Source organism: Nonomuraea sp. NPDC005650 (genome assembly GCF_040605375.1).
GTDB lineage: Bacteria > Actinomycetota > Actinomycetes > Streptosporangiales > Streptosporangiaceae > Nonomuraea.
Window position 1 is genome coordinate 198169 of the sequence record NZ_JBEXCR010000013.1, and the last position, 22484, is coordinate 220652.

Consider the following 22484-nt stretch of genomic DNA (forward strand, 5'->3'; position numbering starts at 1 on the left):
TGGATCCACGGAGGTGGCCGACGGCGCTTCCCGTTCGCCTTGCGTTGCCATATAGTGGCAATGAAGCTGGCTGCGAGGAGAGTCATGAGCGCCACGGAGACCACCACCGCCTCCTACGAAGAGCTGGAACAGGCCGTCCTCGACCACTACGGGATCGAGGCCACGCACCACCACCTCGCCCTGAAACGCCCGGACATCACCGGGCACGTCCTGGAGTACGGCCGAGGGGTGCCGGCGATTCTGATGCACGGCGGCGACGGCGAGGGATGGAACTTCGCGCCGCTGATGGCGGAGCTGGCCGGCGACCTGCGGATGTTCGCGATCGACCGGCCGGGCTACGGGCGCAGCGGCTACCTCGACTACAGCGAGGTGCCGGACCTGCGCGCGCATGCCGTCGATTACCTGGCCTCCCTGATGGACGGGCTCGGCCTCGAGTCGGCCGTGCTGGTGGCCTCGTCGTTCAGTGGCATATTCGCTCTCCCGTTCGCGCTGGCCCATCCGGAGCGAGTGCGGGCCATCGTGATCCCGAGCTACGCGGCCGGAGTGTCGCGGTACGCGGCCTGGGGCATCCGGGTGCGGGCCACGTTCCCCCGTTTCGGACGTGGATACACCGAGGCCGGGCGGACGCCGGAGGGGCAGGAGAATCTGCATCGCAATCTTTGGGGCATACCGCCCGGCGGCCTGCCGGACGTCTTCTACCAGGCCCGGTCGGCGGGCTCCCAGCTCCCGGGCTGCGAGAAGAACTGGCAGTACCTGCGCAGCCGCATCATCGGCCTGCGCGGCACCCGCCCCGAGGCGTGCTACGAGGACGAGCTGAAGCGGATCGAGCGGCCCGTGCTGGTGCTCTGGGGCGACGACGAGCGCAACGCGGTGGGCCCGTTCCGCAAGGCGACGTCGACGTTGCCTGACTGCCGTTTCGTCGTGCTGCCGGACGTGGGGCACTTCCCGCACATGCAGGCGCCCACCAGGACGGCGCGGTACATCCGCGAGTTCCTGCACTCCGTGCCGGCCGCGTGACCCCGTAGACGCTCAGGTCGTGCGCAAAACAGCCCAACTGGCACAATGCTGCCAGTTGGTATGATCGGACGGTGGCCACAGAGACTGAGCGGCACCTGCGGGCCGACGCCGCGCGCAACGTCGAACGGATCGTGCGCGCCGCACACGCCGCCTTCACCGACGACGGCCCGGACGTGTCACTCGAGGAGATCGCCCGCCGCGCCGGCGTGGGCATCCGGACGCTCTACCGCCACTTCCCCCGCCGCGGCGACCTCATCCAGGCCGTCCTCGACCAACGGGTGGCCGAGGACCTCACACCCGCGATCGAGCGCGCACTCGACGACGACAACCCGCTGCACGGCCTGACCACGCTCCTCGAAACCGCCCTCGCCATGGTGGCCCGCGAGATGAACACCCTGGCCGCCGCCAAAAGCACCGACTCCCTCACCCCCGACCTGTCCACCGCGTACTTCGAGGCCATGACCCTGCTCATGCACCGGGCCCAGCAGGCCCGCCTCCTGCGGGCCGACCTCGTTCCAGAAGACCTGAACAGGATCCTGGCCATGCTCACCCGAGTGCTCTGGAGCATGGACCCCAAGACCGAGGGCTGGCGCCGCTACCTCGGCTTCGTCCTCGACGGCCTCTCCCCCGCCACCGCGACCGTCCAACCCCCGGCCGTGCCCGTGGTCCGGAACCCGCGAGCACGCAGCCTGTTCGACTGACCTCCGCAGGCTCCGCAGGAACGCCCGTACGAGGCAGTCCTCACTCGGGGATGGTGACGAGGACACGGCCGCGGCCGCCGGCGTCGACGCGCTCGTGGGAGCTGGCGAGGTCCGCCAGCGGGAAGCGAGCGCCGATGTCGACCCGCACGGCGCCGGCGGCGGCCGCGGCCGTGAGGTCGCGGGCGGCGTGCCGCTTGGCCTGGAGGGGGAAGTCGTCGCTGCCGAGCAGGCGCAGCGTCACGTTGGCGAACAGCAGGGGCCAGAACGGCAGCTCGGTCCGGTCTGCGCGGGTGGCGTAGGCGGCGATGACCGCGTCGTTTGCGACGACCGCGGCGTCCAGGTCGGCGTTGTCAGACAGGGCCACCTCGATGATGCGGTGCACGCCCTGCGGCGCGCAGGCGCGGATGGCCTCCGCCGCGTCGCCGCGGTCGAGCGCCACGGCGTGGGACACCACGGAGGAGTCGACGCGGTCGAGGTCGCCGGTGCGGGTCACGGTGCCGATCACGGTGGCTCCGGCCCAGCCGGCCAGTTGCGCGGCCAGCGAGCCGACGGCTCCGAGCACGCCGTGCACCAGCACGATCCGGCCGTCGACCGGGCCGTCGGCGAACACCGCCCGGTGCGCGGTGATCCCGGGGATGCCCAGGGCGGCGCCGAGCTCGTCGTCGAGGTGGTCAGGCAGGGGCACGGCCAGGTGGCCGGGCACGACGGTGTACTGGGCGGCGGTGCCGAAGGGCCGGTAGGACTGGGCGCCGTACACCCACACGCGCTGGCCGACGCGGCGCGCGTCGACGCCCTCGCCGACGGAGTCGACCACCCCGGCCGCGTCGCTGTGCGGGATGACCCGGGGGTAGGGCATCGAGGAGCCGAGCCAGCCGCGGCGCTTCTTGGTGTCGCCGGGGTTCACGCCGGACACGCGTACGCGTACCCGGACCTCGCCGGGGCCCGGCCGCGGGTCGGGCAGCTCGCCCACTCGCAGGACGTCGGCGGCGGGTCCTTGCCGGTCGTACCAGGACGCGAGCATGCGCGACCTCCTTGGGGTTCGTCAGTCGGTGTGCCGATCCGGCGTCGCCGGGCCGTCGTCGAGCATCTCGTGCAGCCACGCGCGTTCGGCGCGGCTGGTGGCGCGGGCGATCCGCAGCATGCCGCGGCGGTAGGGGTCGGCGAGCTCGTCGGCCCGCATCGGCCGCTCGCCTTCGTAGAAGAAGCTCGCCGGTTGTTCGAGGAACTGCAGACGCCGGCGCAGCACCGCGTCCCGGTCGGCCGCGTCGGGCAGCAGCGACAGGAAGGCCAGGATCGTGAAGAACCGGCCGCCGTCGGTGATCTCGTGGTCGGCGGGCTCGCGCAGGCGCTCCAGCAGCTCCGCGCGCCCGGCGTCGGTCAGGCTCAGGACGTGGCGCTGGGCGGCCGCGGCCCCCGGCTCGACGCGCCGGTCGAGCAGGCCCCGCTTCAGCATGCGGTTGATCGCCGGGTAGAGGCTGCCGTCGCTGACCGGGCGGGTGTGGCCGGACAGCTGGGCGACGCGGCGGCGCAGCTCGTAGCCGTGCAGCGGGCCGCCGGCGAGGAAGCCGAGTACGGCGAGTTCCAGCATGCCGCCAGACTATACCTCGAATCGAGGTACCTCGAACCGAGGCAAGCTAGCTGAAGGTCAGGTAGAGCAGGACGAGGTTCAGCGCGACGATGGCGATCGTGGCGGCGCCGGAGGTGATCCGCAGCGCGAGGGTGTTGGCGAACGCGCCCATCAGCTGTCGCCTGCTGGTCAGCCAGGCCAGCGGAACGATCGCGAACGGGATGCCGACGCTGAGCAGCACCTGGCTCAGGACCAGCGCCCAGGTCAGGTTGATGTCGAAGCACAGCAGGACGAGGGCGGGCACCAGGGTGACCCCGCGGCGGGCCAGGAGGGGGACCCGGGCGCGCAGGAGGCCCGACATGATCGCCGCGCCCGCGTAGCAGCCGACCGAGGTGGAGGCCAGGCCGGAGGCGAGGATCGCGACGGCGAAGACGGCGCCGATGGCCGGGCCCAGCACGTGGGAGATGGCCGCCTGGGCGCCCTCGATCGTGTCGACGCCCGGCACGCCGTACAGATTGGCCGCGGCCAGCAGCAACAACGCGATGTTCACCGATCCCGCGACGACCAGGGCGATGGTCACGTCCCATCTGGTGGCCCGGAGCAGGCGCCGGGTCCTGGCCGGGTCCGGGTCGAAGCCATGGCGGTCACGGGCCAGCGAGGAGTGCAGGTAGACCGCGTGGGGCATGACCGTGGCGCCCAGCATGCCGGCGGCGAGCAGCACGGTCGGCGCGCCCTCGAACCGCGGGACCAGCCCGGCCGCGGCCCGCCCCCAGTCCAGACCGCTGACGAAGAGGCCCGCCACGAAACCGGCCGCGATGACGGCCAGCAGCCCCATCACGACGAACTCGAAGGGCTGCTGGCCGCGACGCGATTGAACGGCGAGGATCCCCATCGAGACCACCCCGACGATCAGGCCGCCGAGCGGCAGCGGGATCCCGAACAGGATGTGGAGCGCGATCGCGCCGCCGATGACCTCGGCCACGTCGGTGGCCGCGGCGACCAGCTCAGCCTGCGCCCAGTACGCCAGCCGGCCCGCCCGGGGCAGCCGGTCCCCGAGCAGCTCGGGGAGGCTGCGCCCGGTGACGAGCCCGAGCTTGGCCGACAGGTACTGGACGACGACCGCGACGGCGTTGGCCGCGACGAGCACCCAGACCAGGAGGTACTGGTGGCCGGCTCCGGCCGAGACGTTGGCCGCGATGTTGCCGGGATCGACGTAGGCGACGGCGGCGACGAACGCGGGCCCGAGCAGCCGCACGAGCCGTCGCTCCGGCCTGGCGGGGCTCCGCACCGGCTGCTCGATCATGGCCGCTCCTCACATGACCCGGCCGCGCCGGGCGACAGTCACCAGCGGACCTTGCCGTAGTCGACCTCCATGGTCGGATAGCCGGCCGCCCGCTCCCCCAGCCCCCGCATCCGCTCGGTCATCTCCTCGGCGGGCAGGCGCCTGAAGTCGCCGTGACCCGGCAGCACCCACTCGAAGCGCAGCTCCTCGGCCGCGCGGGCGATCGAGACGGCCGTCGTCTTGATGGAGTCGTACACGACGCTCTCGAACACGTCCAGGTCGTCGGTCGTGTGCGACCAGTAGAAGGCGTCGCCGGTGAAGCAGTACCTGTCGTCGGCGACGTACAGCGCGCTGCCCGCCGTGTGTCCCGGGAAGGGGTACGCGATCACTCCCGGGCCGATCTCCACCGGGTCCGTGCCGCGGATGACCGAGTCGGCGTCGGGGCGCGAGTGCAGGTCGCCCTCGTGGATCCAGAGCCGGGCGCCGAAGTGGTCGGCGTACTGGCGGCCGTGCGCGACGTGGTCGAGATGGGTGAGCAGCACGTCGGTGACCTGCCCGACCCGCTGCTCGTAGCGGCGGGCGAGCGCGGGCTGCCAGCGCGGGGTGTCGATCATCATCGCGGTGCCGTCGGGGCGGCGCAGCAGGTAGGAGGTGGCGCCGTAGGTCCGCGCGGAGGCGTGCCCGCAGAGGTAGACGTTCTCGTCCAATGCCTTCGGGTACGGATCGGAGCCCTGGTCCCACTCGTCGGCCGGCGGGTGGATCGACCTGGTCGGGCAGGCGTGCGCCGCGAGGTACATCCGCTCCACCTCCTCCCGCGTCCGGGGCTGGCGGAGCATGACCGAGTGGGCCCCGTAGTCACCGCCCGGCTCCATGCCGATGAGGCCGGGCGCGGTCTGACGCGCGATGTTGCAGTTGAGGCACCGGTCGTCGACGTACCAGCCGGTTCGGGTCCGGTCCATGCCCATCACTCCGTTCTCGGATCACAGGAAATGACAACGCGCTACAGGGTTGGGATGGCGCTGACGTCGACCTTCTCGTTGCGTTCCAGGTCGAGGTAGGGATATCGGGCGACGACGGCCCTGATCTCCTTCTGGTGGGTGCCCGGCTCGCCCCACAGCACGGTGACCTCGGTGCCGGGCGCGGTCAGCTCGCTGTCCAGCACGCCCAGCGACAGCATCTCCCGGTAGTACCAGCTGTACATCCGGCCGGTCGACATGCCCACGACGGCGCCGCCGCGCAGGACCTGGTCGTTGTACAGGCGCGGGACGCCTCCCTGGATCCGGTCGTCGGCCGGCATCCGCATGAAGGTGCGGGCCGCGCCGGGCTCGTACAACGAGCGGCCGACCTCCAGAACGTCGTCGGGGTTCCAGACCAGGGTCACGAGCCCGCGCGGCGGAGCGCCGGCGATCGCCTCCAGGGCGGCGCGCCCCTTGAAGTCGTGGTCGAGCTTGACCATGTGGCCCCAGCCGACGTCGTACGGGGTGACGTAGCGGTCGGCGAGGTCGTCGCCCAGGCTGCCGTGCAGCGCGGGGAGCATCAGCAGGCCGGTCCTGTTCAGGAAGTCCATCATGCCGGGGTCGTCGCCGAAGGCCGGCGCGAAATGGATGTACTCGTTGGGGAACCCGGTCTCGGTGTGCAGGGCGTTGAGGTACACCGACGAGCCCAGCGCGCGGATCCCGAACGGCTCCCCCGCGGCCATCAGCGCCTCGTAGACCACGGCGGCGTCCTCGACGGCCCCGTGCACCTCGTACGCCAGCGTCCCGCTCATGCCGAGCCGGATGACGCTCAGCTCGCCCCCGGTCACGCCCAGATGCCGGCTGCCGGGCCCGGCGGGACGGTGCCGCAGGAAGCGGAGGTCGTGCAGGTCCTCACGCAGGGCGGCCTCGATCACCTCCAGCGACCGGGGACCGGCGACCTGGAAGATGAACCGCGTCCCGGACAGGTCCTCGACCTCGACGTCGTACTTCCCGGACTCCGCCGCGTACGGCACGTGCATCGGGTGCACGACCGTCAGGAACCGCTGCTCGCCCTCCCGCAGCAGCATCCCGTGCCCCATGATCCGGCCGCGGTCGCTGCACATGATCAGGTGCGTCGACGCGCCGACCCGCACGCGGGCCACGTTGTTGACCGCGATGTCGCTGAACATCCGCTCCGCGTCCGGCCCCGTCACCCGGAACGTGCCCGAGACCGACAGCCCGGCGTGCAGGAAGCACGAGGTCTTCCACGACAGCTGCTCGTCCTGCCAGTTCGTGATCTCGCGCGGGGCGAGGAACATGTTGAGCCTGGATTCGTCGAACATGATGCGCCAATCGCTCGATCCGGATGGTTCAGGCGAGCAGCGTCGCCGCCGCCAGGCCGGTGTGCCATTCCTGCATGGGGACGTAATCGATCAGTTCGCCCCGCCCGTCGCCGGCCGCGGCGGCGGCGAAGATCCAGTTGCGGATCTCCTGGGCCCCGTTGCCGCCGAGCTCCTCGATCTTGTCGAAGGACAGCGCCGAGATCGCTCCCCAGTCGCGCTCGACGACCATCCGCACGACCTCCCGGTCGAACTCGGGGTTGACCCGCGGCTCGACGCCGCGCATCGCCGCGCCCCGGGCGGCGACCCATTTCCGGGTCGTCTCGTCGTCGCGGCCGGCGAACAGCGCGTCGACCAGGAACTGCTGGTCCTCCTCGACCTGCCACCACTTCAGGAAGAACGGCAGGTGGTGGGAGATCCCGCCGGTGCCGATCACCGCGACCCGCTTGTCCCGGCCGTCGGACTCGACGATCTCCCGTACGGCCTCGCCGAACGCCCGGACCCGGCCCGGCGTCGGCAGCGGCGGCGTGAAGGCGTTGATCACCAGCGGGACCACCGGGACGTCGAGCTCGGGCGTGAGGTGCTGCATCGCCATGGTGATGCCGTGGTCGACCGTCAGCCGGAGCGACATCCCCAGATCGAACTCCCGCTCCAGCAGGCCGAACGCCAGCGACCGCGCCAGCTCGGTGTCCACCGGCAGCGGCCCCTCCGGCGTGCCCTCGTCGCCGTCGCCGTTGACGTCGCCGACCCCCAGCGTGAACGCCGGCACCAGGTCCAGGTAGACGCCCATGAAGTGGTTCGACCCGGCCACCACCAGCACGTCCGGCCTGGCCGCCCGCAGGACCTCCCGCGTACGGTCCAGGGCGGCCCGCCAGCGCCGCGCGCCCTCCAGATCGGACGTGCGGTCCATCAGGATGTTGAGGCCGGTGTTGTGCGACATGCATATTCCGGCGACGACCTTGCTCATGGCCGACTCTCCTTCGTCTTGGATCGGGGTCAGAAGACGACCGTGGTGTTTCCGTGGCGCACCACGCGGTCCTCGCAGTGCCACTGGACCGCGCGGGCGAGCACGGTCCGCTCGATCTCCGCGCCCAGCCGGGTGAGCTGCTCGACCGAGTGCTCGTGCGTCACGCGCACGACGTCCTGCTCGATGATCGGGCCGGCGTCGAGCTCGGCCGTGACGTAGTGCGCGGTGGCGCCGACGAGCTTGACGCCGCGCTCCCTCGCCTGCTCGTACGGCCCCGCCCCGATGAACGCGGGCAGGAAGGAATGGTGGATGTTGATGACGGGCACGCCGACGCGGTCGACGAACTCGGCGGAGAGGATCTGCATGTAGCGCGCCAGGACCACAAGGTCGCACGTGCCCTTGAGCAGCTCCAGCAGCCGGGCCTCCGCCTCGGGCTTCTTCCCCTTCGACACGGGCACGTGGTGGTAGGGCAGCCCGGCCGCCTCCACCTCGCCGCGCAGGTCTTCCCAGTTCGACGCGACCAGGACGATCTCCGCCCCGAGCTCGCGGCGCCGCCAGCGCCACAACAGGTCCTGGAGGCAGTGGTCGTACCGCGACACGAGCACGGCCACCCGCTTGGCCTGGGCCGCGTCCCAGAGCCGCCACACCATGCCGAACGGCTCGGCGACGGTCAGGCCGAACCGCTCGGCGAACCCGTCGCGCCTCCCCTCCGGGAGGGCGAACTCGGTGCGCAGGAAGAACGTGCCACCACCGGTGTCCGTGGAGTACTGGCCGGACCGCAGGATGTTCGCCCCGGACTCGAACAGGAATCGCGAGACCGCCGAGACGATCCCGGGCCGGTCCGGGCACGAGATGAGCATGCGCAGCACCTGTCCCGGCTCGCCCGTGACCGGGCTGCCATCGTGCCGGGGAACGGTCATGACGGGCATGACGGCACCTCCTTGAGATCACACGGTCCGATCGGGCTCAGAGCGCCGTCACGACCGACTTCGTTTCGAGGTAGTTGTCGAGCACCTGGGCGCCCATCTCGCGGCCCCATCCCGACTCCTTGCGGCCGCCGAAGGGCAGCGCGGCGTCGAAGACGTGGTACGTGTTGATCCACACCGTCCCGGCGCGCAGGAGCCGCGCGGTGCGGTGGGCCGTCGACAGGTCGCGGGTGAAGATCCCGGCGGCCAGCCCGAACCGGGTGTCGTTGGCGCTCGCCACGGCCTCCTCCAGGGAGCCGAACGGCATCGCGCACACGACCGGCCCGAAGATCTCCTCGCGGACGACGCTCATGCCGGGGGTGGTGCCGGTGAGGATCGTCGGCTCCACGAAGTAGCCGCGGTCGCGGGCGCGGCGCCCGCCGGTCACGACCTCCGCGCCCTGGGCGCGCCCGCTGTCCACGTAGCCGAGCACCTTGCCGAACTGCTCGTCGGACACGAGCGGGCCGACCTCCGCGCCGGGGTGCGTACCCGGGGCGACCTTGAGCCTGCGGGCCTCCTCGGCGATCCGGCCGACGACCTCGTCGAAGACCGATTCGTGCACGTAGAGCCGGGACCCCGCGGTGCAGGACTGCCCCTGGTTGTAGAAGATCGCGCTCGCCGCGTGCGCCGCCGCGTTCTCCAGGTCGGCGTCCGTGTGGACCACGATCGGCGACTTGCCGCCGAGCTCCAGCGTGAGCCGTTTGAGGTTGCCGGCGGCGGCCTCGACGATCTTCTTGCCGACCTCGGTCGAGCCGGTGAAGGCGACCTTGTCGACGTCGTCGTGCGCGGCCAGCGCCGCGCCGGCGTCCCCGAACCCGGTCACGATGTTCACCACGCCGTCGGGGAGCCCGGCCTCCTGCAGCAGCTCCCCGAGGCGCAGCGCGGTGAGCGGGGTCTGCTCGGCCGGCTTGAGCACCACCGTGCAGCCGCAGGCCAGCGCGGGGGCCAGTTTCCACGAGGCCATGAGCAGCGGGTAGTTCCACGGGATGATCTGCCCGACCACGCCGACCGGCTCCCGGTGCGTGTAGGCGAGGTACTCGCCGGGCATCGCGAGGGAGGACAGCGGCACGGTCGCGCCCTCGATCTTCGTCGGCCAGCCGGCCATGTAGCGGAACAGGTCGGCCGCGCCGCGCACGTCGCCGCACGCCAGAGCGTAGGGCTTGCCGTTGTCGAGGGTCTCCAGCATCGCCAGCTCGTCGGCGTGCTCCTCCAGGAGGTCGGCGATCCGCCAGATCAGCCGCCCGCGCGCGGAGGGCGTCATCCGCCGCCACGGTGAGCCGTCGGCGAACGCGGCCCGCGCCGCCCGCACCGCGCGGCCGACGTCCTCGGCCCGCCCGCGGGCGACCTCGGCCAGCACCTCCTCGGTGGCCGGGTCGACGCTCGCGAAGGTCTCGCCCGCCGCGGCCTCGACCCATCGCCCGCCGATGAGCAGCTTGTGGGACGAGCCGGCGAAGGCGTCGGCTCGGTCGTGCACGGCTTGAGCGATGGCCATGGCATGCCCTCTCTCCATCGTCGCGGCAAGCGCTAGCTTGACTTCATATTGCCATATAGTGGCAGAAATTGTCTTCCCTGATTTTACGACGCCGCAGTTAACCGGTCTGAACGCCCGGCTCGCCGTGCGCCACGCCGACCAGCTCCGAGCGCCGCACGAGCTTGACCCTGGGACGCCCGAGCGGCGTGCCGAGGCCGATCTCGTGGCGGTCGATGGCCTCCCAGCCGTCCCACCGCACCAGGCCGGGGACCCGCCCGGCGAGCCAGGCCGCGACCTCGCCGGCGTCGGGCCGGCCGGGGCTGTTGAGCGCGCCGGCCGCGGCGTCCTCGGCGATCCTGGCGACGGTGTCGGCGGCGTCCTTCCTGTTCGTGCCGATCACGCCGCTGGGCCCGCGCTTGATCCAGCCGACCGCGTACTCGCCGGGCGACGGCGCGCCGTCCGCGCCGAGCACCCGGCCGCCCGCGTTGCGGATGACGCCCCGGTGCCCGTCGAACGGCACGCCCGGCAGCGGCCGCCCGCGGTAGCCGATCGAGCGCAGCACCAGTCCGCACCCGATCACCTCCTCCTCGCCGGTCGGCACCGCCCGCGGGCGGCCGTCCGCGCCCGCCTCGATGCGGTTGCGCATGATCCGCAGCCCGCTGACCGATCCGTCCGCGCCACCGAGGATCTCCACCGGCGAGCGCGCGAACCTGAGCACGACGCGGTGCGTCTTCCCGGCGGGCGCGCGCCGCGCGTACTCGCGCAGGGTCTCGACGTTGCGCCGCGCGGTGGGGCCGGCCGCCCCGGAGGCCAGCCAGGCCGCGCTGTGCGCGTCCGGCTCGGCCTCCGCGGGGTCGACGAGCACGTCGGCGCGCGACAGCTCGCCCAGCTCGCGCAGCTCCGGATGGGTGAACGCCGCCTGCGCCGGGCCGCGCCGGCCCAGCACCACGACCTCGCGGACCGCGGACCGCACCAGAGCCCGCAGGGCGTGGTCGGCGATGTCGGTACGCGCGAGCTCGGCCGGGTCCGACACGAGCATGCGCGCCACGTCGAGGGCGACGTTGCCGTGCCCGATCACCACCGCTCGCCGCGCCGACAGGCCGAAGCCGTGGTCGGCGAAGTCGGGGTGCCCGTTGTACCAGGCGACGAACTCCGTGGCGGGATGCGAGCCGGGCCGGTCCTCGCCGGGGATGCCCAGGCGGTTGTCGTCCGCCGCCCCCACCGCGTAGACCACCGCGTGGAAGCGGTCGAGCAGCTCGTCGCGGGTGATGTCGCGGCCGAACTCGACGCCGCCGAAGAAGCGCAGGCCCGGCCGCGCGGCGATCCTGGCGTACATCCGGGTGACGCTCTTGATCTTCGCGTGGTCCGGCGCCACTCCCGCCCGCACGAGCCCGTACGGCGTGGGGAGCGCGTCGATGAGGTCGACCTCGAAACCGGCGGCGAGCAGTTGCTCCGCGGTGTAGAAGCCGGACGGTCCCGCGCCGATCACCGCGGCGCGCGGCGGGTCCGTTCGCATGCCCTGGCCTCGCTTCAGTCGGTGGGGGACGGGCCGCGCCGGCGTCCGCGCAGCGTCAGGACGAGCGCGGCGGCGACGCCGACGAGGACCGGCACGGTCGTCAGCAGGACGATGTCGCGGGCGGGGAGCGCGAGCGCGAGCAGCAGTCCCGCCACGGCGGGGCCGACGATCGACCCGATGCGCCCCAGCGCGGCCGTCCAGCCCAGGCCCGTCGTGCGGATCAGGTCCGGGTAGATGCTGACGGCCATCGCCATCATGGCGATCTGGCTCGCGAAGACCCCCAGCCCCGCGCCGCCGAGCACCACCAGGAGCGGGGTGTGGCCCAGCTCGGCGCGCGAGGCGACGACCATGCACCCGACCGCGACCGCGGGCATGAGCACGAGGCTGGGCCCGATGCCGATCCGCGCGGTGAGCGGGACCAGCACGAGCCCGCCGATGAGACCTCCGAGGCTGATGAACGCGAGCCCGAGCGGCGCCTCCGACCTCGCGAAGCCGTAGTCCATCAGCAGCGTCGGCACCCACGACAGCAGGGTGTGCACGGCGATGAACACGAAGAACGCGAACGTCCAGAGCAGGATCGTGCTGCCGCGGAGCCCGTCCCCGAAGACCCGGCCCACGTGCGCGTCCTCACGCGCCGCCTCGGCCGGGCCGATCTGCGCGTCGGCGGGAAGTCTCCAGGCCGTGACCGCGACCAGCAGGAGCGGCGCGATCCCGCCGATCACGAACACCCCGCCGACGCCGACCGCCGTGACGAGGTGGCCGCCGAGGAATCCGCTGATGGTCACCCCGACCGTGATGCCGAGCATGACCATCGTGGTGACGGTCGCCCGGCGCTCCGCCGCGCTGTGGCCGGTGGCGTACGTGACGGCGATCGGCACCACGGCGCCGAGCCCGAGCCCGGTCACCAGGCGGACCACCGCGAGGGCGGCGATCGACTGCAGCGGCAGGACCGCGGCGCAGAGCAGGGTGCTGACCCCGAACACGGCGAGGCCCGCGAGCAGCAGCCGACGCCGGCCGAGCCAGGCCGCCGCCGTGCCGGAGACGAGGTAGCCAAGGACCACGCCGATGCTCGTCAGCGTGAGCGGCAGGGTGAACTCCGCCGGGGGCACCCGCCAGTCGGCGGCCAGGGTCGGCACGCTGAGCGAGAGGACCGCGGTGTCGAACCCGTCGAAGATCACGGCCAGGAAGGCGAACGTGACGACCGGCCAGTGCACGCCGGCGCGGCTCGGCGCCGCGGTGGCGGCCCCGGCGGTCATGCCGCCGCTCCTCGTACGGTCGCGCGGACGACGGCGGACGTCCGGGGAATGGGCGTTACGGTCAGTGGGCGGTACTGGTTTGTCGCGTCGTGCTCTTTCACGACCGCCTCCACACCTCGTGGTTGTGTTACTCGTTCTCCGCCGCCGCGCCCGCGTGCGGGCCGGGGCCGCTCCCCCGAGATGCCGAGCGGGCACCGGCCCGCCGGACTGTCCTTGCTGTTCAGCGCCCTGCCCGGCGCCGCGCCTCCTGTTCCTGGAACTCGGCGAACTTCTCGCGTCCGCGCTCCGCGAGCCCCATGACGTTGCCCTCCGGATCGGCGAACCGCGCGACGCGCGGCCCCTGGCTGAGGACGGCCGTCGCGCCGACGGCCCGCCCGCCCAGGGCCTCGATCCTGCGCAGCGCGGCGTCGAGGTCGTCGACCTCGATCCACATCGTGACCCGCGGGGTGGGATCGCCGAGTTCGTCCGGCTTGACCACTCCGGTGAGGTCGCCGGCCTCGCCGGTCTGCAGGAACGACGAGGCCGGGTCGGGATGCCGGGGCGAGCCCCAGCCGAAGGTCTCGGTGTAGAAGCGGGCGAGCGCGTCCGGGTCCTGGCCGACGACGCTGAAGTGGACGATCGGGTTGCTCATCTGGCGTCTCCCTGATGCCGGGTCAGGCGTAGAGCACGACGTAGTCGTCCTCGACGGACACCTTGTAGGTCTCCGCGACCAGCTGATCCCCCACGAGGTCCGCGCCCGCCTCGACGGACACGCCGTAGCTGCGGACCTTCGGGTCGCCCGGGGCGTAGGCCTGGCCGGTGGCGGCGTCCCACTGCCAGCCGTGCCACGGGCAGACGATCAGCGGGGGGCCGTCGTCGACGCCGACGACGCCCGGCGCGTCGGAGACCGTCTTCTGCCGCAGGTGTCCGAGGCACAGCTGGGCCCCCTGGTGCGGGCAGCGGTTGCGGACCGCGTAGAAGGAGTCGCCGACCCGGAACACGCCGATCTCCCTGGAGGCGACCTTCACGATCCGGCGCGACCCGGAGGGGAAGGCGGACAGCGGGGCCACCACGACACCCTTGCCCGGGGTTTCGAGGGCCATCACACCCTCGCGTCCCTCAGGTCGTACAGCTCGGTGGCGTTGCCGGCGAGGATCGCCGCCCGGTCCGCCTCGCCGAGCGCGCCGAGGAGCCGGCCGGGATCCCCGTGCTCGTGCGGAAAGTCGCTCGCGTACAGCAGCAGCTCCGGGCCGATGATCCTGACCAGCTCGCGCACCTGCTCGGGCGTGGCGCCGCCGAGGTGGCCGGGCGTGGTCGTCAGGCGGACGTTGCGCCGCACGTAGAACGAGGGCCGCTCCCTGACCCACGGGATCTCGGGCCACAGGCCCTTCCAGTCCTTGTCCATGCGCCAGGTGATGGACGGGAGCCAGGTGAATCCGCACTCCGCGATCACGAACCGCAGGCCGGGGAAGCGCACGAACACGCCTTCCGCGACGAGGCTCACGAGGTGCTGCTGCGCGATCGTGGCGTTCCCGAGGTAGTCCTCGACGTACGTCGTGGTGTACCCCTTCGTGTTGTCCGCGTGGTTGGGCGGGCCCCAGGCGTGCAGCGCGATCGCCAGCCCCCGCTCGGCGGCGGCCGCGTAGATCCCGTGGAACGCCTTCTGCCCCCAGGGGGCCTCGGCCCGGACCGGCAGCAGCACCTGGACGAAGCGGGGGTCGCCCCCGGCGCGCTCGATCTCGGCGATCGCGCCGTCGGGATCCAGCCAGGGGACGACCAGGCTCGCCCGCAGGCGGGCGTCCCGTTCGAGCCATTCGTCGCGCAGCCAGTCGTTGAGCGCCGCCGCGGCCCCGGCCTGGAAGTACGGGTTGCGGTTGAGCTCGAACATCGTCAGGCAGTTGAGGACCACGTGGCCCGCCGCCGACCCGTCGAGGAAGCGCTCCTTCAGCTCCGCGTACGTGGCGGGCGGGGCCTGGGGCCGGCTGACCGGCGGGTACGCGTACCGCAGGCCCTCCAGGTCGACGGTGGGGACGTGGAAGCCGGTGACGCGCCGCTCCTCGAGGTACTTCCGCCAGCCCGGGTCGAGGTGGGGGTACAGGGCGTCCCAGGACGCGGGGGCGACGTGGACGTCGGTGTCGATCATCGGGGCAGCCCGTAGAGCTCGCACGCGTTGCCGGCGAAGATGCGCTCGCGCGTCTCCTTCGGCAGGGAGCGGGGCAGCGACTGCGTCGGGGCGTCGAAGTCCCAGTGCGGGTAGTCGGTGGAGAACAGCAGCCGGCTCTCCAGCCGGCCGTGCTCGATGAGCCTGGCGAGATCTCGTGGATCGTCGGGTTCCTCGATGGGCTGGGTCGTGTACCAGACGCTCTCGTCGAGATACTCCGACGGCCTGCGCGGGAGCCCGGTCTCCGCGCCGAACTGCTCGAAGGCGCTGTCGAGCGCCCAGCGCAGCGACGTGGCCCAGGTGACGCCGCCCTCGACCAGGACGATCTTCACGCCGGGGACCGCGTCGAACAGGCCCTCGCAGACCATGTTGAGCAGCTGGGCGCGGGTCGCCAGGGCGGCGTCCACGTGCTCCTCGAAGTAGTAGGAGGGCCAGCCCGTGCCGTTGTGCAGGCCGTACTGGCCGACGTGCATGCGGACGGGCAGGCCGTGGGCCGCGGCGGCCTCGTAGATCGGCCGGTACTTCCGGCTGCCCAGCGGCTCGGCGCCCTCCAGCGGGTGCGCGACCTGCACCCACTGGCGGCCCTCTGCGACGCGCCGCTCGATCTCGCGCACCGCGAGCTCGGGGTGCTCCCAGGGGACGACGATGGAGCCGAGCAGGCGGGGCTCGGCCGCGAGCCATTTCTCGGCCACCCAGTCGTTGATCGCCCGCGCGAACTCGACCGCGAGCTCGCGGTGGCCGCGCTCGTCGTGGTCGAAGTTGAGCATCCCGTAGTCGACGCCGTACTGGTCGAGGTGCTGGGTCCGCATCAGCTCCACGCTGCTGCCCGGCAGGCCCTCCTCCGGCCAGGCGTCGGCGCGCACGGCGAAGCCGCCGACCTTCGGGTACTGGGCCAGCTGCCAGCGCGTGCCGAACCGGGCCAGGTGGCTGCGCCACTTCTCCGGCAGGTACGCCATGAGTTCGCCGGGCGAGGCCGGCAGCGGATGGATGTCGCAGTCGACGAGGGTGACCTTCTGCGCGCCCTCGGCCGGGGGACGGTCGAGAACCTGGGGCTCGGTCATCTCTGACCTCCAAAATCGTTGCGGATCGGCCGGATCCGGTGCCGGCGGCCGGGGTGTCAGAAGGGATCGCACGCGATCGAAGGGAGCCGCGTGGGGCGCGGGTGCCGGTGACGTCTCGGCATCGCCCCTTGGAGAGGCTGGAGGCGCGTCCCGTTCGTTCGATCAGCGCCTCTTTGTTTTTCATATAGTGGCAACGGAATGTTCGGCCTGTCAAGGGGTCGCACCCCATGACCGCTGGTCAGCCGGGCGTGTAGAAGCGCGCGTTCAGCTCGGCGAAGTGCGCCCACGCGTCGGGCAGCTCCCACTCGGGTTGGACGGCCTCGACCGGGCACGCCGTCACGCAGGCGTCGCACTCGATGCATTCGCCGGGGTCGATGAAGAGCTGCTCGGCCTCCGCGTAGCCGGGCTCGTCCGGCGTGGGGTGGATGCAGTCCACCGGGCAGACCTCGACGCAGGAGGCCTCCTTGCGGCCGACGCAGGGCTGGGTGATGACGTAGGCCATCGGGGATTTTCCCTTCTTTCGCGCGCCCGCGCGGGGACGTGCTCGACCGGATGCGGCCACCCCCGGCGAGAAGTGCCATTATGTGGCAGGTGGCCAAAGTGACAATGGAAGGTGGACCGTGCCGAAAGTCCGATCGGAAAGCACGCAACCCCTGCGCTCCGCCCAGCGGATGCTGGACGTGCTGGGCTCCTTCTCGATCGCCAAGTCCTCACGCACGCTGACGGAGATCAGCGAGGAGCTCGATCTGGCGCCCAGCACGGTGCGGCGGCTGCTCCTGGTCCTCGAAGGACACGACCTCCTGATCCTCGACCGCGAGACGGGCCGCTACGGCATCTCCCCGCGCATCGCCCGGCTCGAGATGATCGCCCGGGCGCGCAGCATCATCGCGGTCGCCGCCCCGATCCTCGCGCGGCTGTGCGACGAGACGAAGGAGACGGTCATCCTCGACGCGCTCGACGGCGGCGAGTGCGTGCACATCGACGCCCACCACGGGCACAAGCTGATCTCCGCCTACAACCCCGCCGGCACCCGCTTCCCCTCGTGGTCGGGCCTGGCCGGCGGCCAGGTGCTCCTGGCCTGGGCGTCCGAGCAGCGGCTGCGCTCGCTGGTGCCCGGCCCGGACGAGTGGCGGGCCGAAGGCCACAGCCGGTTCGCGACGTTCGAGGAGCTGCACGAGGAACTGCAGCGCGTACGCCGCAGGGGATACGCGATCAACGACCGCGGGACCGACCCGGAGGCCTGGGCCGTCGCCGCGCCCGTCTGGTCCTCCCGGCACGCCGTGGACGCCGCGATCTCGATCGTCATCCCCAGCTCCCGGGCCAAGCGGGCCTACACCCAGCAGCTGACCGCGGCGGTCAGGCAGGCCGCCGACGAGGTCACGGACGCGTGGGGGCCCATGGCCAAGGAGGCCTACGGCGATCCGCCGCGCCCGCGCTGAGCGGCGCGTCACGTCGGCCGCCCCGCCCGTGGGGGAGGCTGGATGAACGGCCAGGGCGACGGCTCCCGGTGGGCGTCGACCGGCACCACGATGAGCGCCGGCTCGCGGCGGGCGAGCGCCCGGTCGAGCGCGGCCGCCAGCTCGGCCGGGCCGCGTGCCCGTTCGGCGGGCATGTCGTAGCTTCGCGCCAGGGCCACGAAGTCCGGGTTGCGCAGCCGCGCGCCCAGGACGCGTCCGCCGTAGCCGTTCTCCTGGTCGCGCAGCACGTTGCCGTACGCCTGGTTGTCGAAGACGACGGCGACGACGTTCAGCCCGTACTGCATGGCGGTCGCGAGCTCCTGCAGGGCGAACTGGAAGCCGCCGTCGCCGGAGATCGACACGACCGGCCGGTCCGGATGGGCGGCCTGCACGCCCAGCGCCGTCGGGTATCCCTGGCCGAGCGCGCCGAACCCGCCGAAGCTGACGAACGTCCTCGGCTCGTGGACCGGGAACGCGTAGCACGAGGCGAACCCGGCCTGGCACATCTCGTCCACGAAGAACCCGTCGCGCGGCAGCACCTCGCGGATCGCCGCGAGGTGACCCGCGTGGGGTGCGCGGCGCCGGATCTCCCGCTGTACGGCCGCCTTGAGCGCGTCGAACTCCGCGCGCCGGGAGGGCCGCCGCACGTCCCCTAGCAGCCGCAGCAGCGCCGCCGTCGTCGGCGCCGCGTCGCCGACCAGCGGCACAGCGGCCCCGACCCGCCCGGCGTGCTCGGCGTCGAGGTTGACGTCGATGATCGTCAGGTCGTCGGGCCGGTCGGGCCAGCGGTACCACAGGAGTTCGAGCCGGCTGCCGATGCCGACCAGGACGTCGGTCTCGTGCCACCGCTCGAACCCCTCCGCGCAGGTGAAGCCCAGGTAGTGATCGCCGGGCACGATGCCGCGCCCGCTGCGGTAGGACACGACCGGCGCCTGCAGGCGCTCGGCGAGCTCCAGCACCTCGGCGGCGGCGCCGAACGCGCCGCTCCCCACCATGAGCATCGGGTTGCGGGCGGCGGCCAGCGCCTCCGCCGCCCGCTCCAGCGCCTTGTCGTCCGGGGTGGGAGCGGGCTCGGGGGCGATCGGCTCGGGGAAGTCCACGTCTGCCCGCTGATCGAACACCTCCCAGGCCATTTCGAGGGCGACCGGGAGCGGCCGCCCGCCGCTCGCCCGGCGCAGCGCCTCGGCCACCAGCGCGGGCGCGTCGGCGGGCCCGTCGATGCGGGCGGCCCACTTGGTGAGCGTCCGCATCGTGGCCAGCTGGTCGGGCATCTCGTGCAGGTGGCCCAGGCCGGCGTCCAGGAACCGTGACGGCACCTGGCCGGTCAGGCACACCAGGGGCGTGCTACCGGCGTACGCGGCCGACAGCCCGGCGGCGGAGTTGAGCATCCCGGGGCCGGGGACGACGGCGTAGACCCCGCTCCGCCCGGTCGCCCTGGCGTAGCCGAGCGCCATGTAGGCGGCGGCCTGCTCATGCCGGGGCGAGAGGACTCTTACCGCGTCCCCCGCTCTGGCCAGCGCGTCGACCAGGCCGTAGATCTGCACGCCGGGCAGCGCGAAGACGGTGTCGACGCCGCCGCGGAGCAGGGCGCCGACGATGGCGTCCCCGCCGGTCATCGTGCGTGAGCGGACGAGATCGGTGCGGTTCGTCACAAGGCGGCTCCCGTTCTCGCGAGGCCGCGGCGGGTGAGCGCGACCGGGATCTCCGACGGGCGCCGGACGACGGGGATGCCGGCCTCCTCCAGCCGCAGGCGTTTGCCTTCGACGGTGCCGACGCCGCCCTCGATGATGGCGCCGGCGTGCCCCAGGGCGATCCCCTCCGGCGCGCTCGCGCCCGCGAGCAGCGCCACGGCCGGCAGCCCGCGGCCGTCGAGCAGCGCGGCCACGTCCTCCTCGTCCGTGCCGCCGATCTCGCCGACGAGCACGAGGGCCTCCGTCCGGGGATCGTCCAGCACGTCCGGCAGCAGGTCGGCGAAGGCCGAGCCCTTGACCCGGTCTCCCCCGACGCCGGCCCACAGGCTCACCCCGACGCCGTGCCGGGCGAGCGCGTGGACGGCCTCGTACGAGAGGGTGCCGCTGCGCGCGAGCACCGCGACCGGCCCCGGGACGGTGATCGCCGCCGGCAGGAACCCGAGCAGGTACCGGCCGGCGCTGAGCACCCCGGGACAGTTCGGGCCGATCACGCGCATCCCGTTGTGGCCGGCGGCTTCGAGGCCGTCGAGCACGTCGTGCAGCGGGACGCCTTCTGTGACGCTGACGCACAGCTCGATCCCGGCCTCGGCGGCCTCGACCAGGCCGTCTCCGACCGCGCCCGGCGGCAGGAACGCCACGCTGGTACGTGCGCCGGTCGCCTCGACCGCGCCCGCGACGGTGTCGAACACCGGCACGCCCCCCACGGTGCGCCCGCCGCGCCCCGGGGCGACGCCGGCGACCACGCCGGTGCCGTACTCGCGCATGTACTCCGCGTGCCGGGCCGCCGCCCTGCCGGTGATGCCCTGGATGAGGACGGCTTTCCCGGCGTCCAGGAACAGGCTCATCGCCGCCCTCCCAGAGCCACCGCGATCTCGACCAGCTCCTCCGGGGACGTCGCCGTACGCAGGCCGTGCCCCTCCAGCGCGCGGCGGGCGGCCGCCGCGCCCCGCCCCTCCAGCCGCACCACGACGGGCAGGTCGACGGGGCGTTCCCGCAGAGCGCGCACGAGCAGGGTCGCGACCTCGTCGAGATCGGTGATGCCGGCGAACACGTTGACGACAATCACGCGCGCGCTCGTCTCCCGCAGCCGGTCCAGGACGAAGGCCAGGCGGCCGTGATCGCCCCGCAGGCTGCCGGTGCGCAGGTCGCAGAAGTTGACGGGAGCCAGCCCCGCCGCGCCGAGCAGGTCGACCAGCATCATGGACGCCCCCGCGCCCGTGGTGAGCAGCCCGACGTCGCCCGCCGGGTCGAGCAGCACGAAGTCGAACCCCAGCGCCCTGCTCGCCTCCTGGACCGGGTCTGCTCTCGGACGCCCGTCGAGCGCGGCGTCGGGGATGACGCGGACGTCGGCGGCGACCAGGCGCCCGCTCCCCCGAGGCCGGACGAGCGGGTTGATCTCCACGAGGTGGGCGCGCTGCTCGCGGAACACCCGGTCGACCGCGCGGGCCACGGACAGCAGGCCCGCGGTCTGCTCCGGCGACAGCCGCGCCCGCTCGGCGGCCCGCCAGACGTCCGCCGCCCGCAGCCCCCTGCGCAGCGGGTACGCCACGCGCCCGACGAGCCGCGGCTCCGCCTCCACCTCGACGCCGCCAGCGCCGCCGACCAGCAGGACGGGGGTTCTGGCCCGCGCGTCCACGGTGACCGCGACGAATAGCTCCGCCTCGACGTCGAGCGCCTCCTCGACCAGGACCTCGCGGACCTCGTGCCCCTTGACGACGGAGCCCAGCAACTCCGCCGCCGTCTCCGCGGCCCGGCCCCGGTCCACGAGGCGGATCGCGCCCGCCTTGCCCCGCCCGCCGGTGGGAACCTGGGCCTTCACCGCGACCCGCGGCCCCAGGCCCGCCGCCAGCCGTCCCGCTTCGGCCGCGCTCGCCGCCGGCGCGCCGTCCGGCACCGGAATGCCGGCCTGGCGGATGAGGCTCTTTCCTTCGTGCTCCAGCAGCTGCGCGGTCATCTGAGCAGCTCCCTGGCGATGCCGTTGCGCTGGATCTGCGGGGTGCCGCCGCCCAGCGGACCGTAGCGGGCCCAGCGGAGATAACGCTCGGCGGGGAACTCCCGCAGCCAGCCGTGGCCGCCGAAGATCTGCACGACGCGGTCGGTCACGCGCAGCGCCATCTCGTTCGCGAAGACCTTCGCCACGGCGGCCTCAGAACGGGTCGGGAAGCCGCCGGACGCCTTGGCCGCCGCGCGCCACACGAGCTGCCGCGCCGCCTGGATCTCGATCTCGTTGTCGGCGAGCATCCACTGGATGCCCTGGTGGTCGGCCAGGCGCGAGCCGCCCTGGTGGCGCTCCTTGGCGTAGGCCACCGCGGCGTCCTGCGCGCCCTGGGCGATGCCGATCGAGATGGACGCGTTCAGGCACCGCTGGCCGTTGAACGCGGTGAGCATGCGGCGGAACCCGTCCTCGCGCACCAGGACGTTGGATCTGGGGATGCGGACGTCGTCGAAGTACAGGCTGTAGAGCGCCTCGCCGCCGAGCGTCCGTTCCGCGGCGCCGATCGTGAAGCCGGGCGTGTCGCGCTCGATCAGCACCGCGCCGATCGGGCGGGTGCCGGGTTCGTCGGAGAAGCGGACGTACACCACGAAGAGCCCGGCGACGTCGGCGCGGGAGCAGAAGATCTTGCCGCCGTTGATCACGACCTCGTCGCCGTCGTCGCGGGCGGTCGTGCGCATCGCCCAGATGTCCGAACCCGCGTCGGCCTCGGTGATCGACACCGAGCAGATGAGCTCCCCGGCGGCGACCCTGGGGAGGTAGCGGCGTTTCTGCTCCTCGGTGCCGTAGGCGGCGATCGCCTGCGTCTGCACGCCGATCTCGCCGAGCGCGGCCATGGCCGTGACGTAGCAGCTGCGGCCGAGCTGCTCCAGGATGAGCGCGCCCTCCATCCAGGAGCCGCCGCCGCCCCCGTACTCCTCGGGGATCGTGGCCCCGAGCAGCCCGGTCTCGGCGAGCAGGCGGAGGTTGGCCCAGGGGAACTCCCCGGTCTCCTCCCACTCGAGGTTGCGCTTCATGAAGTTCTCTTCGGCGACGCGGCGCGCGACGTCGCGGATCTCTCTTTGCTCAGGGGTGAGGTCGAACACGTGATCTCCTCAAGGCTGG

Annotated in this window: 22 protein-coding genes; 3 read left to right on the top strand and 19 right to left on the bottom strand. The window is 72.7% G+C overall.

What is annotated here, in order from left to right:
* The first annotated feature begins 84 nt into the window (after positions 1 to 84).
* Together ABZS69_RS23655 and ABZS69_RS23660 are read left to right on the top strand one after the other, a co-directional pair.
* A complete protein-coding gene (locus ABZS69_RS23655) occupies positions 85 to 1017 on the top strand; it encodes an alpha/beta hydrolase (RefSeq protein WP_355376169.1) in 933 nt (310 codons plus the stop codon).
* Positions 1018 to 1088: 71 nt separating this feature from the next.
* A complete protein-coding gene (locus ABZS69_RS23660) occupies positions 1089 to 1718 on the top strand; it encodes a helix-turn-helix domain-containing protein (RefSeq protein ID WP_355376171.1) in 630 nt (209 codons plus the stop codon).
* 40 nt (positions 1719 to 1758) lie between these two features.
* Here the strand turns inward: ABZS69_RS23660 and ABZS69_RS23665 are convergent, their stop codons facing one another.
* The 15 genes from ABZS69_RS23665 to ABZS69_RS23735 all read right to left on the bottom strand — a co-directional run bounded on the left by ABZS69_RS23665 (position 1759) and on the right by ABZS69_RS23735 (position 16741).
* Positions 1759 to 2739: an NADPH:quinone reductase gene (locus ABZS69_RS23665; protein WP_355376174.1), complete on the bottom strand. Its 981-nt coding sequence runs from the start codon at positions 2737 to 2739 to the stop codon at positions 1759 to 1761.
* 21 nt (positions 2740 to 2760) lie between these two features.
* Positions 2761 to 3306, bottom strand: a complete 546-nt coding sequence (locus ABZS69_RS23670) for a PadR family transcriptional regulator (RefSeq protein ID WP_355376176.1) — start codon at positions 3304 to 3306, stop codon at positions 2761 to 2763.
* Between the two features lie 46 nt (positions 3307 to 3352).
* Complete coding sequence (locus tag ABZS69_RS23675; protein WP_355376179.1) at positions 3353 to 4588, bottom strand: Nramp family divalent metal transporter; 1236 nt, start codon at positions 4586 to 4588, stop codon at positions 3353 to 3355.
* 38 nt (positions 4589 to 4626) lie between these two features.
* Positions 4627 to 5526: an MBL fold metallo-hydrolase gene (locus ABZS69_RS23680; protein WP_355376182.1), complete on the bottom strand. Its 900-nt coding sequence runs from the start codon at positions 5524 to 5526 to the stop codon at positions 4627 to 4629.
* Between the two features lie 41 nt (positions 5527 to 5567).
* Positions 5568 to 6866 carry a hypothetical protein gene (locus ABZS69_RS23685; protein ID WP_355376185.1) on the bottom strand — a complete coding sequence of 433 codons (1299 nt, stop codon included), beginning with the start codon at positions 6864 to 6866 and terminating at the stop codon, positions 5568 to 5570.
* 28 nt (positions 6867 to 6894) lie between these two features.
* The gene (locus ABZS69_RS23690) at positions 6895 to 7830 is read right to left on the bottom strand and encodes a hypothetical protein (protein ID WP_355376188.1); all 936 of its coding nucleotides are present in this window, start codon (positions 7828 to 7830) and stop codon (positions 6895 to 6897) included.
* A gap of 29 nt (positions 7831 to 7859) precedes the next feature.
* Positions 7860 to 8750, bottom strand: a complete 891-nt coding sequence (purU, locus tag ABZS69_RS23695; protein ID WP_355376400.1) for a formyltetrahydrofolate deformylase — start codon at positions 8748 to 8750, stop codon at positions 7860 to 7862.
* A gap of 46 nt (positions 8751 to 8796) precedes the next feature.
* Positions 8797 to 10287, bottom strand: a complete 1491-nt coding sequence (locus tag ABZS69_RS23700) for an aldehyde dehydrogenase family protein (protein ID WP_355376191.1) — start codon at positions 10285 to 10287, stop codon at positions 8797 to 8799.
* A gap of 97 nt (positions 10288 to 10384) precedes the next feature.
* The gene (locus tag ABZS69_RS23705) at positions 10385 to 11782 is read right to left on the bottom strand and encodes an FAD-dependent oxidoreductase (protein ID WP_355376194.1); all 1398 of its coding nucleotides are present in this window, start codon (positions 11780 to 11782) and stop codon (positions 10385 to 10387) included.
* Between the two features lie 14 nt (positions 11783 to 11796).
* On the bottom strand, positions 11797 to 13038 hold the full coding sequence (locus ABZS69_RS23710; RefSeq protein ID WP_355376196.1) for an MFS transporter: 1242 nt from the start codon (positions 13036 to 13038) through the stop codon (positions 11797 to 11799).
* A gap of 220 nt (positions 13039 to 13258) precedes the next feature.
* Positions 13259 to 13669, bottom strand: coding sequence for a VOC family protein (locus ABZS69_RS23715; protein WP_355376199.1), 411 nt, complete (start codon positions 13667 to 13669; stop codon positions 13259 to 13261).
* A gap of 22 nt (positions 13670 to 13691) precedes the next feature.
* Complete coding sequence (locus ABZS69_RS23720; protein WP_355376201.1) at positions 13692 to 14120, bottom strand: Rieske 2Fe-2S domain-containing protein; 429 nt, start codon at positions 14118 to 14120, stop codon at positions 13692 to 13694.
* Positions 14120 to 15160: an amidohydrolase family protein gene (locus tag ABZS69_RS23725; RefSeq protein WP_355376204.1), complete on the bottom strand. Its 1041-nt coding sequence runs from the start codon at positions 15158 to 15160 to the stop codon at positions 14120 to 14122. Before ABZS69_RS23725 ends, ABZS69_RS23720 begins: the two co-directional genes overlap by 1 nt.
* Positions 15157 to 16239, bottom strand: a complete 1083-nt coding sequence (locus tag ABZS69_RS23730) for an amidohydrolase family protein (RefSeq protein ID WP_355376207.1) — start codon at positions 16237 to 16239, stop codon at positions 15157 to 15159. The genes ABZS69_RS23725 and ABZS69_RS23730 overlap by 4 nt, the downstream gene beginning before the upstream one ends.
* Positions 16240 to 16477: 238 nt before the next feature.
* The gene (locus tag ABZS69_RS23735) at positions 16478 to 16741 is read right to left on the bottom strand and encodes a ferredoxin family protein (protein WP_355376210.1); all 264 of its coding nucleotides are present in this window, start codon (positions 16739 to 16741) and stop codon (positions 16478 to 16480) included.
* A gap of 118 nt (positions 16742 to 16859) precedes the next feature.
* Here ABZS69_RS23735 and ABZS69_RS23740 point away from each other — a divergent pair, with 118 nt between their 5' ends.
* Positions 16860 to 17678, top strand: coding sequence for an IclR family transcriptional regulator (locus ABZS69_RS23740; protein ID WP_355376213.1), 819 nt, complete (start codon positions 16860 to 16862; stop codon positions 17676 to 17678).
* 8 nt (positions 17679 to 17686) lie between these two features.
* Here ABZS69_RS23740 and ABZS69_RS23745 read toward each other — a convergent pair whose 3' ends face one another.
* Genes ABZS69_RS23745 through ABZS69_RS23760 form a run of 4 tightly spaced genes read right to left on the bottom strand, consistent with a single transcriptional unit; the run spans position 17687 to position 22465 of the window.
* Positions 17687 to 19348, bottom strand: coding sequence for a thiamine pyrophosphate-dependent enzyme (locus tag ABZS69_RS23745; protein WP_355376216.1), 1662 nt, complete (start codon positions 19346 to 19348; stop codon positions 17687 to 17689).
* Positions 19345 to 20232: a CoA-binding protein gene (locus tag ABZS69_RS23750; protein ID WP_355376218.1), complete on the bottom strand. Its 888-nt coding sequence runs from the start codon at positions 20230 to 20232 to the stop codon at positions 19345 to 19347. Before ABZS69_RS23750 ends, ABZS69_RS23745 begins: the two co-directional genes overlap by 4 nt.
* A complete protein-coding gene (locus tag ABZS69_RS23755) occupies positions 20229 to 21341 on the bottom strand; it encodes an ATP-grasp domain-containing protein (RefSeq protein WP_355376220.1) in 1113 nt (370 codons plus the stop codon). Before ABZS69_RS23755 ends, ABZS69_RS23750 begins: the two co-directional genes overlap by 4 nt.
* Positions 21338 to 22465, bottom strand: coding sequence for an acyl-CoA dehydrogenase family protein (locus tag ABZS69_RS23760; RefSeq protein ID WP_355376222.1), 1128 nt, complete (start codon positions 22463 to 22465; stop codon positions 21338 to 21340). Before ABZS69_RS23760 ends, ABZS69_RS23755 begins: the two co-directional genes overlap by 4 nt.
* Between the last annotated feature and the right edge of the window lie 19 nt (positions 22466 to 22484).

Bases quoted from the DNA above. Each gene is read 5' to 3' on its own strand.
- ABZS69_RS23750 (WP_355376218.1), bottom strand. From the start codon at position 20,232: ATGAGCCTGTTCCTGGACGCCGGGAAAGCCGTCCTCATCCAGGGCATC.
- ABZS69_RS23700 (WP_355376191.1), bottom strand. From the start codon at position 10,287: ATGGCCATCGCTCAAGCCGTGCACGACCGAGCCGACGCCTTCGCCGGC.
- ABZS69_RS23710 (WP_355376196.1), bottom strand. From the start codon at position 13,038: ATGACCGCCGGGGCCGCCACCGCGGCGCCGAGCCGCGCCGGCGTGCAC.
- ABZS69_RS23685 (WP_355376185.1), bottom strand. From the start codon at position 6,866: ATGTTCGACGAATCCAGGCTCAACATGTTCCTCGCCCCGCGCGAGATC.
- ABZS69_RS23665 (WP_355376174.1), bottom strand. From the start codon at position 2,739: ATGCTCGCGTCCTGGTACGACCGGCAAGGACCCGCCGCCGACGTCCTG.
- ABZS69_RS23655 (WP_355376169.1), top strand. From the start codon at position 85: ATGAGCGCCACGGAGACCACCACCGCCTCCTACGAAGAGCTGGAACAG.
- ABZS69_RS23690 (WP_355376188.1), bottom strand. From the start codon at position 7,830: ATGAGCAAGGTCGTCGCCGGAATATGCATGTCGCACAACACCGGCCTC.
- purU (WP_355376400.1), bottom strand. From the start codon at position 8,750: ATGACCGTTCCCCGGCACGATGGCAGCCCGGTCACGGGCGAGCCGGGA.
- ABZS69_RS23705 (WP_355376194.1), bottom strand. From the start codon at position 11,782: ATGCGAACGGACCCGCCGCGCGCCGCGGTGATCGGCGCGGGACCGTCC.
- ABZS69_RS23720 (WP_355376201.1), bottom strand. From the start codon at position 14,120: ATGGCCCTCGAAACCCCGGGCAAGGGTGTCGTGGTGGCCCCGCTGTCC.
- ABZS69_RS23680 (WP_355376182.1), bottom strand. From the start codon at position 5,526: ATGGACCGGACCCGAACCGGCTGGTACGTCGACGACCGGTGCCTCAAC.
- ABZS69_RS23675 (WP_355376179.1), bottom strand. From the start codon at position 4,588: ATGATCGAGCAGCCGGTGCGGAGCCCCGCCAGGCCGGAGCGACGGCTC.
- ABZS69_RS23670 (WP_355376176.1), bottom strand. From the start codon at position 3,306: ATGCTGGAACTCGCCGTACTCGGCTTCCTCGCCGGCGGCCCGCTGCAC.
- ABZS69_RS23715 (WP_355376199.1), bottom strand. From the start codon at position 13,669: ATGAGCAACCCGATCGTCCACTTCAGCGTCGTCGGCCAGGACCCGGAC.
- ABZS69_RS23725 (WP_355376204.1), bottom strand. From the start codon at position 15,160: ATGATCGACACCGACGTCCACGTCGCCCCCGCGTCCTGGGACGCCCTG.
- ABZS69_RS23735 (WP_355376210.1), bottom strand. From the start codon at position 16,741: ATGGCCTACGTCATCACCCAGCCCTGCGTCGGCCGCAAGGAGGCCTCC.
- ABZS69_RS23730 (WP_355376207.1), bottom strand. From the start codon at position 16,239: ATGACCGAGCCCCAGGTTCTCGACCGTCCCCCGGCCGAGGGCGCGCAG.
- ABZS69_RS23755 (WP_355376220.1), bottom strand. From the start codon at position 21,341: ATGACCGCGCAGCTGCTGGAGCACGAAGGAAAGAGCCTCATCCGCCAG.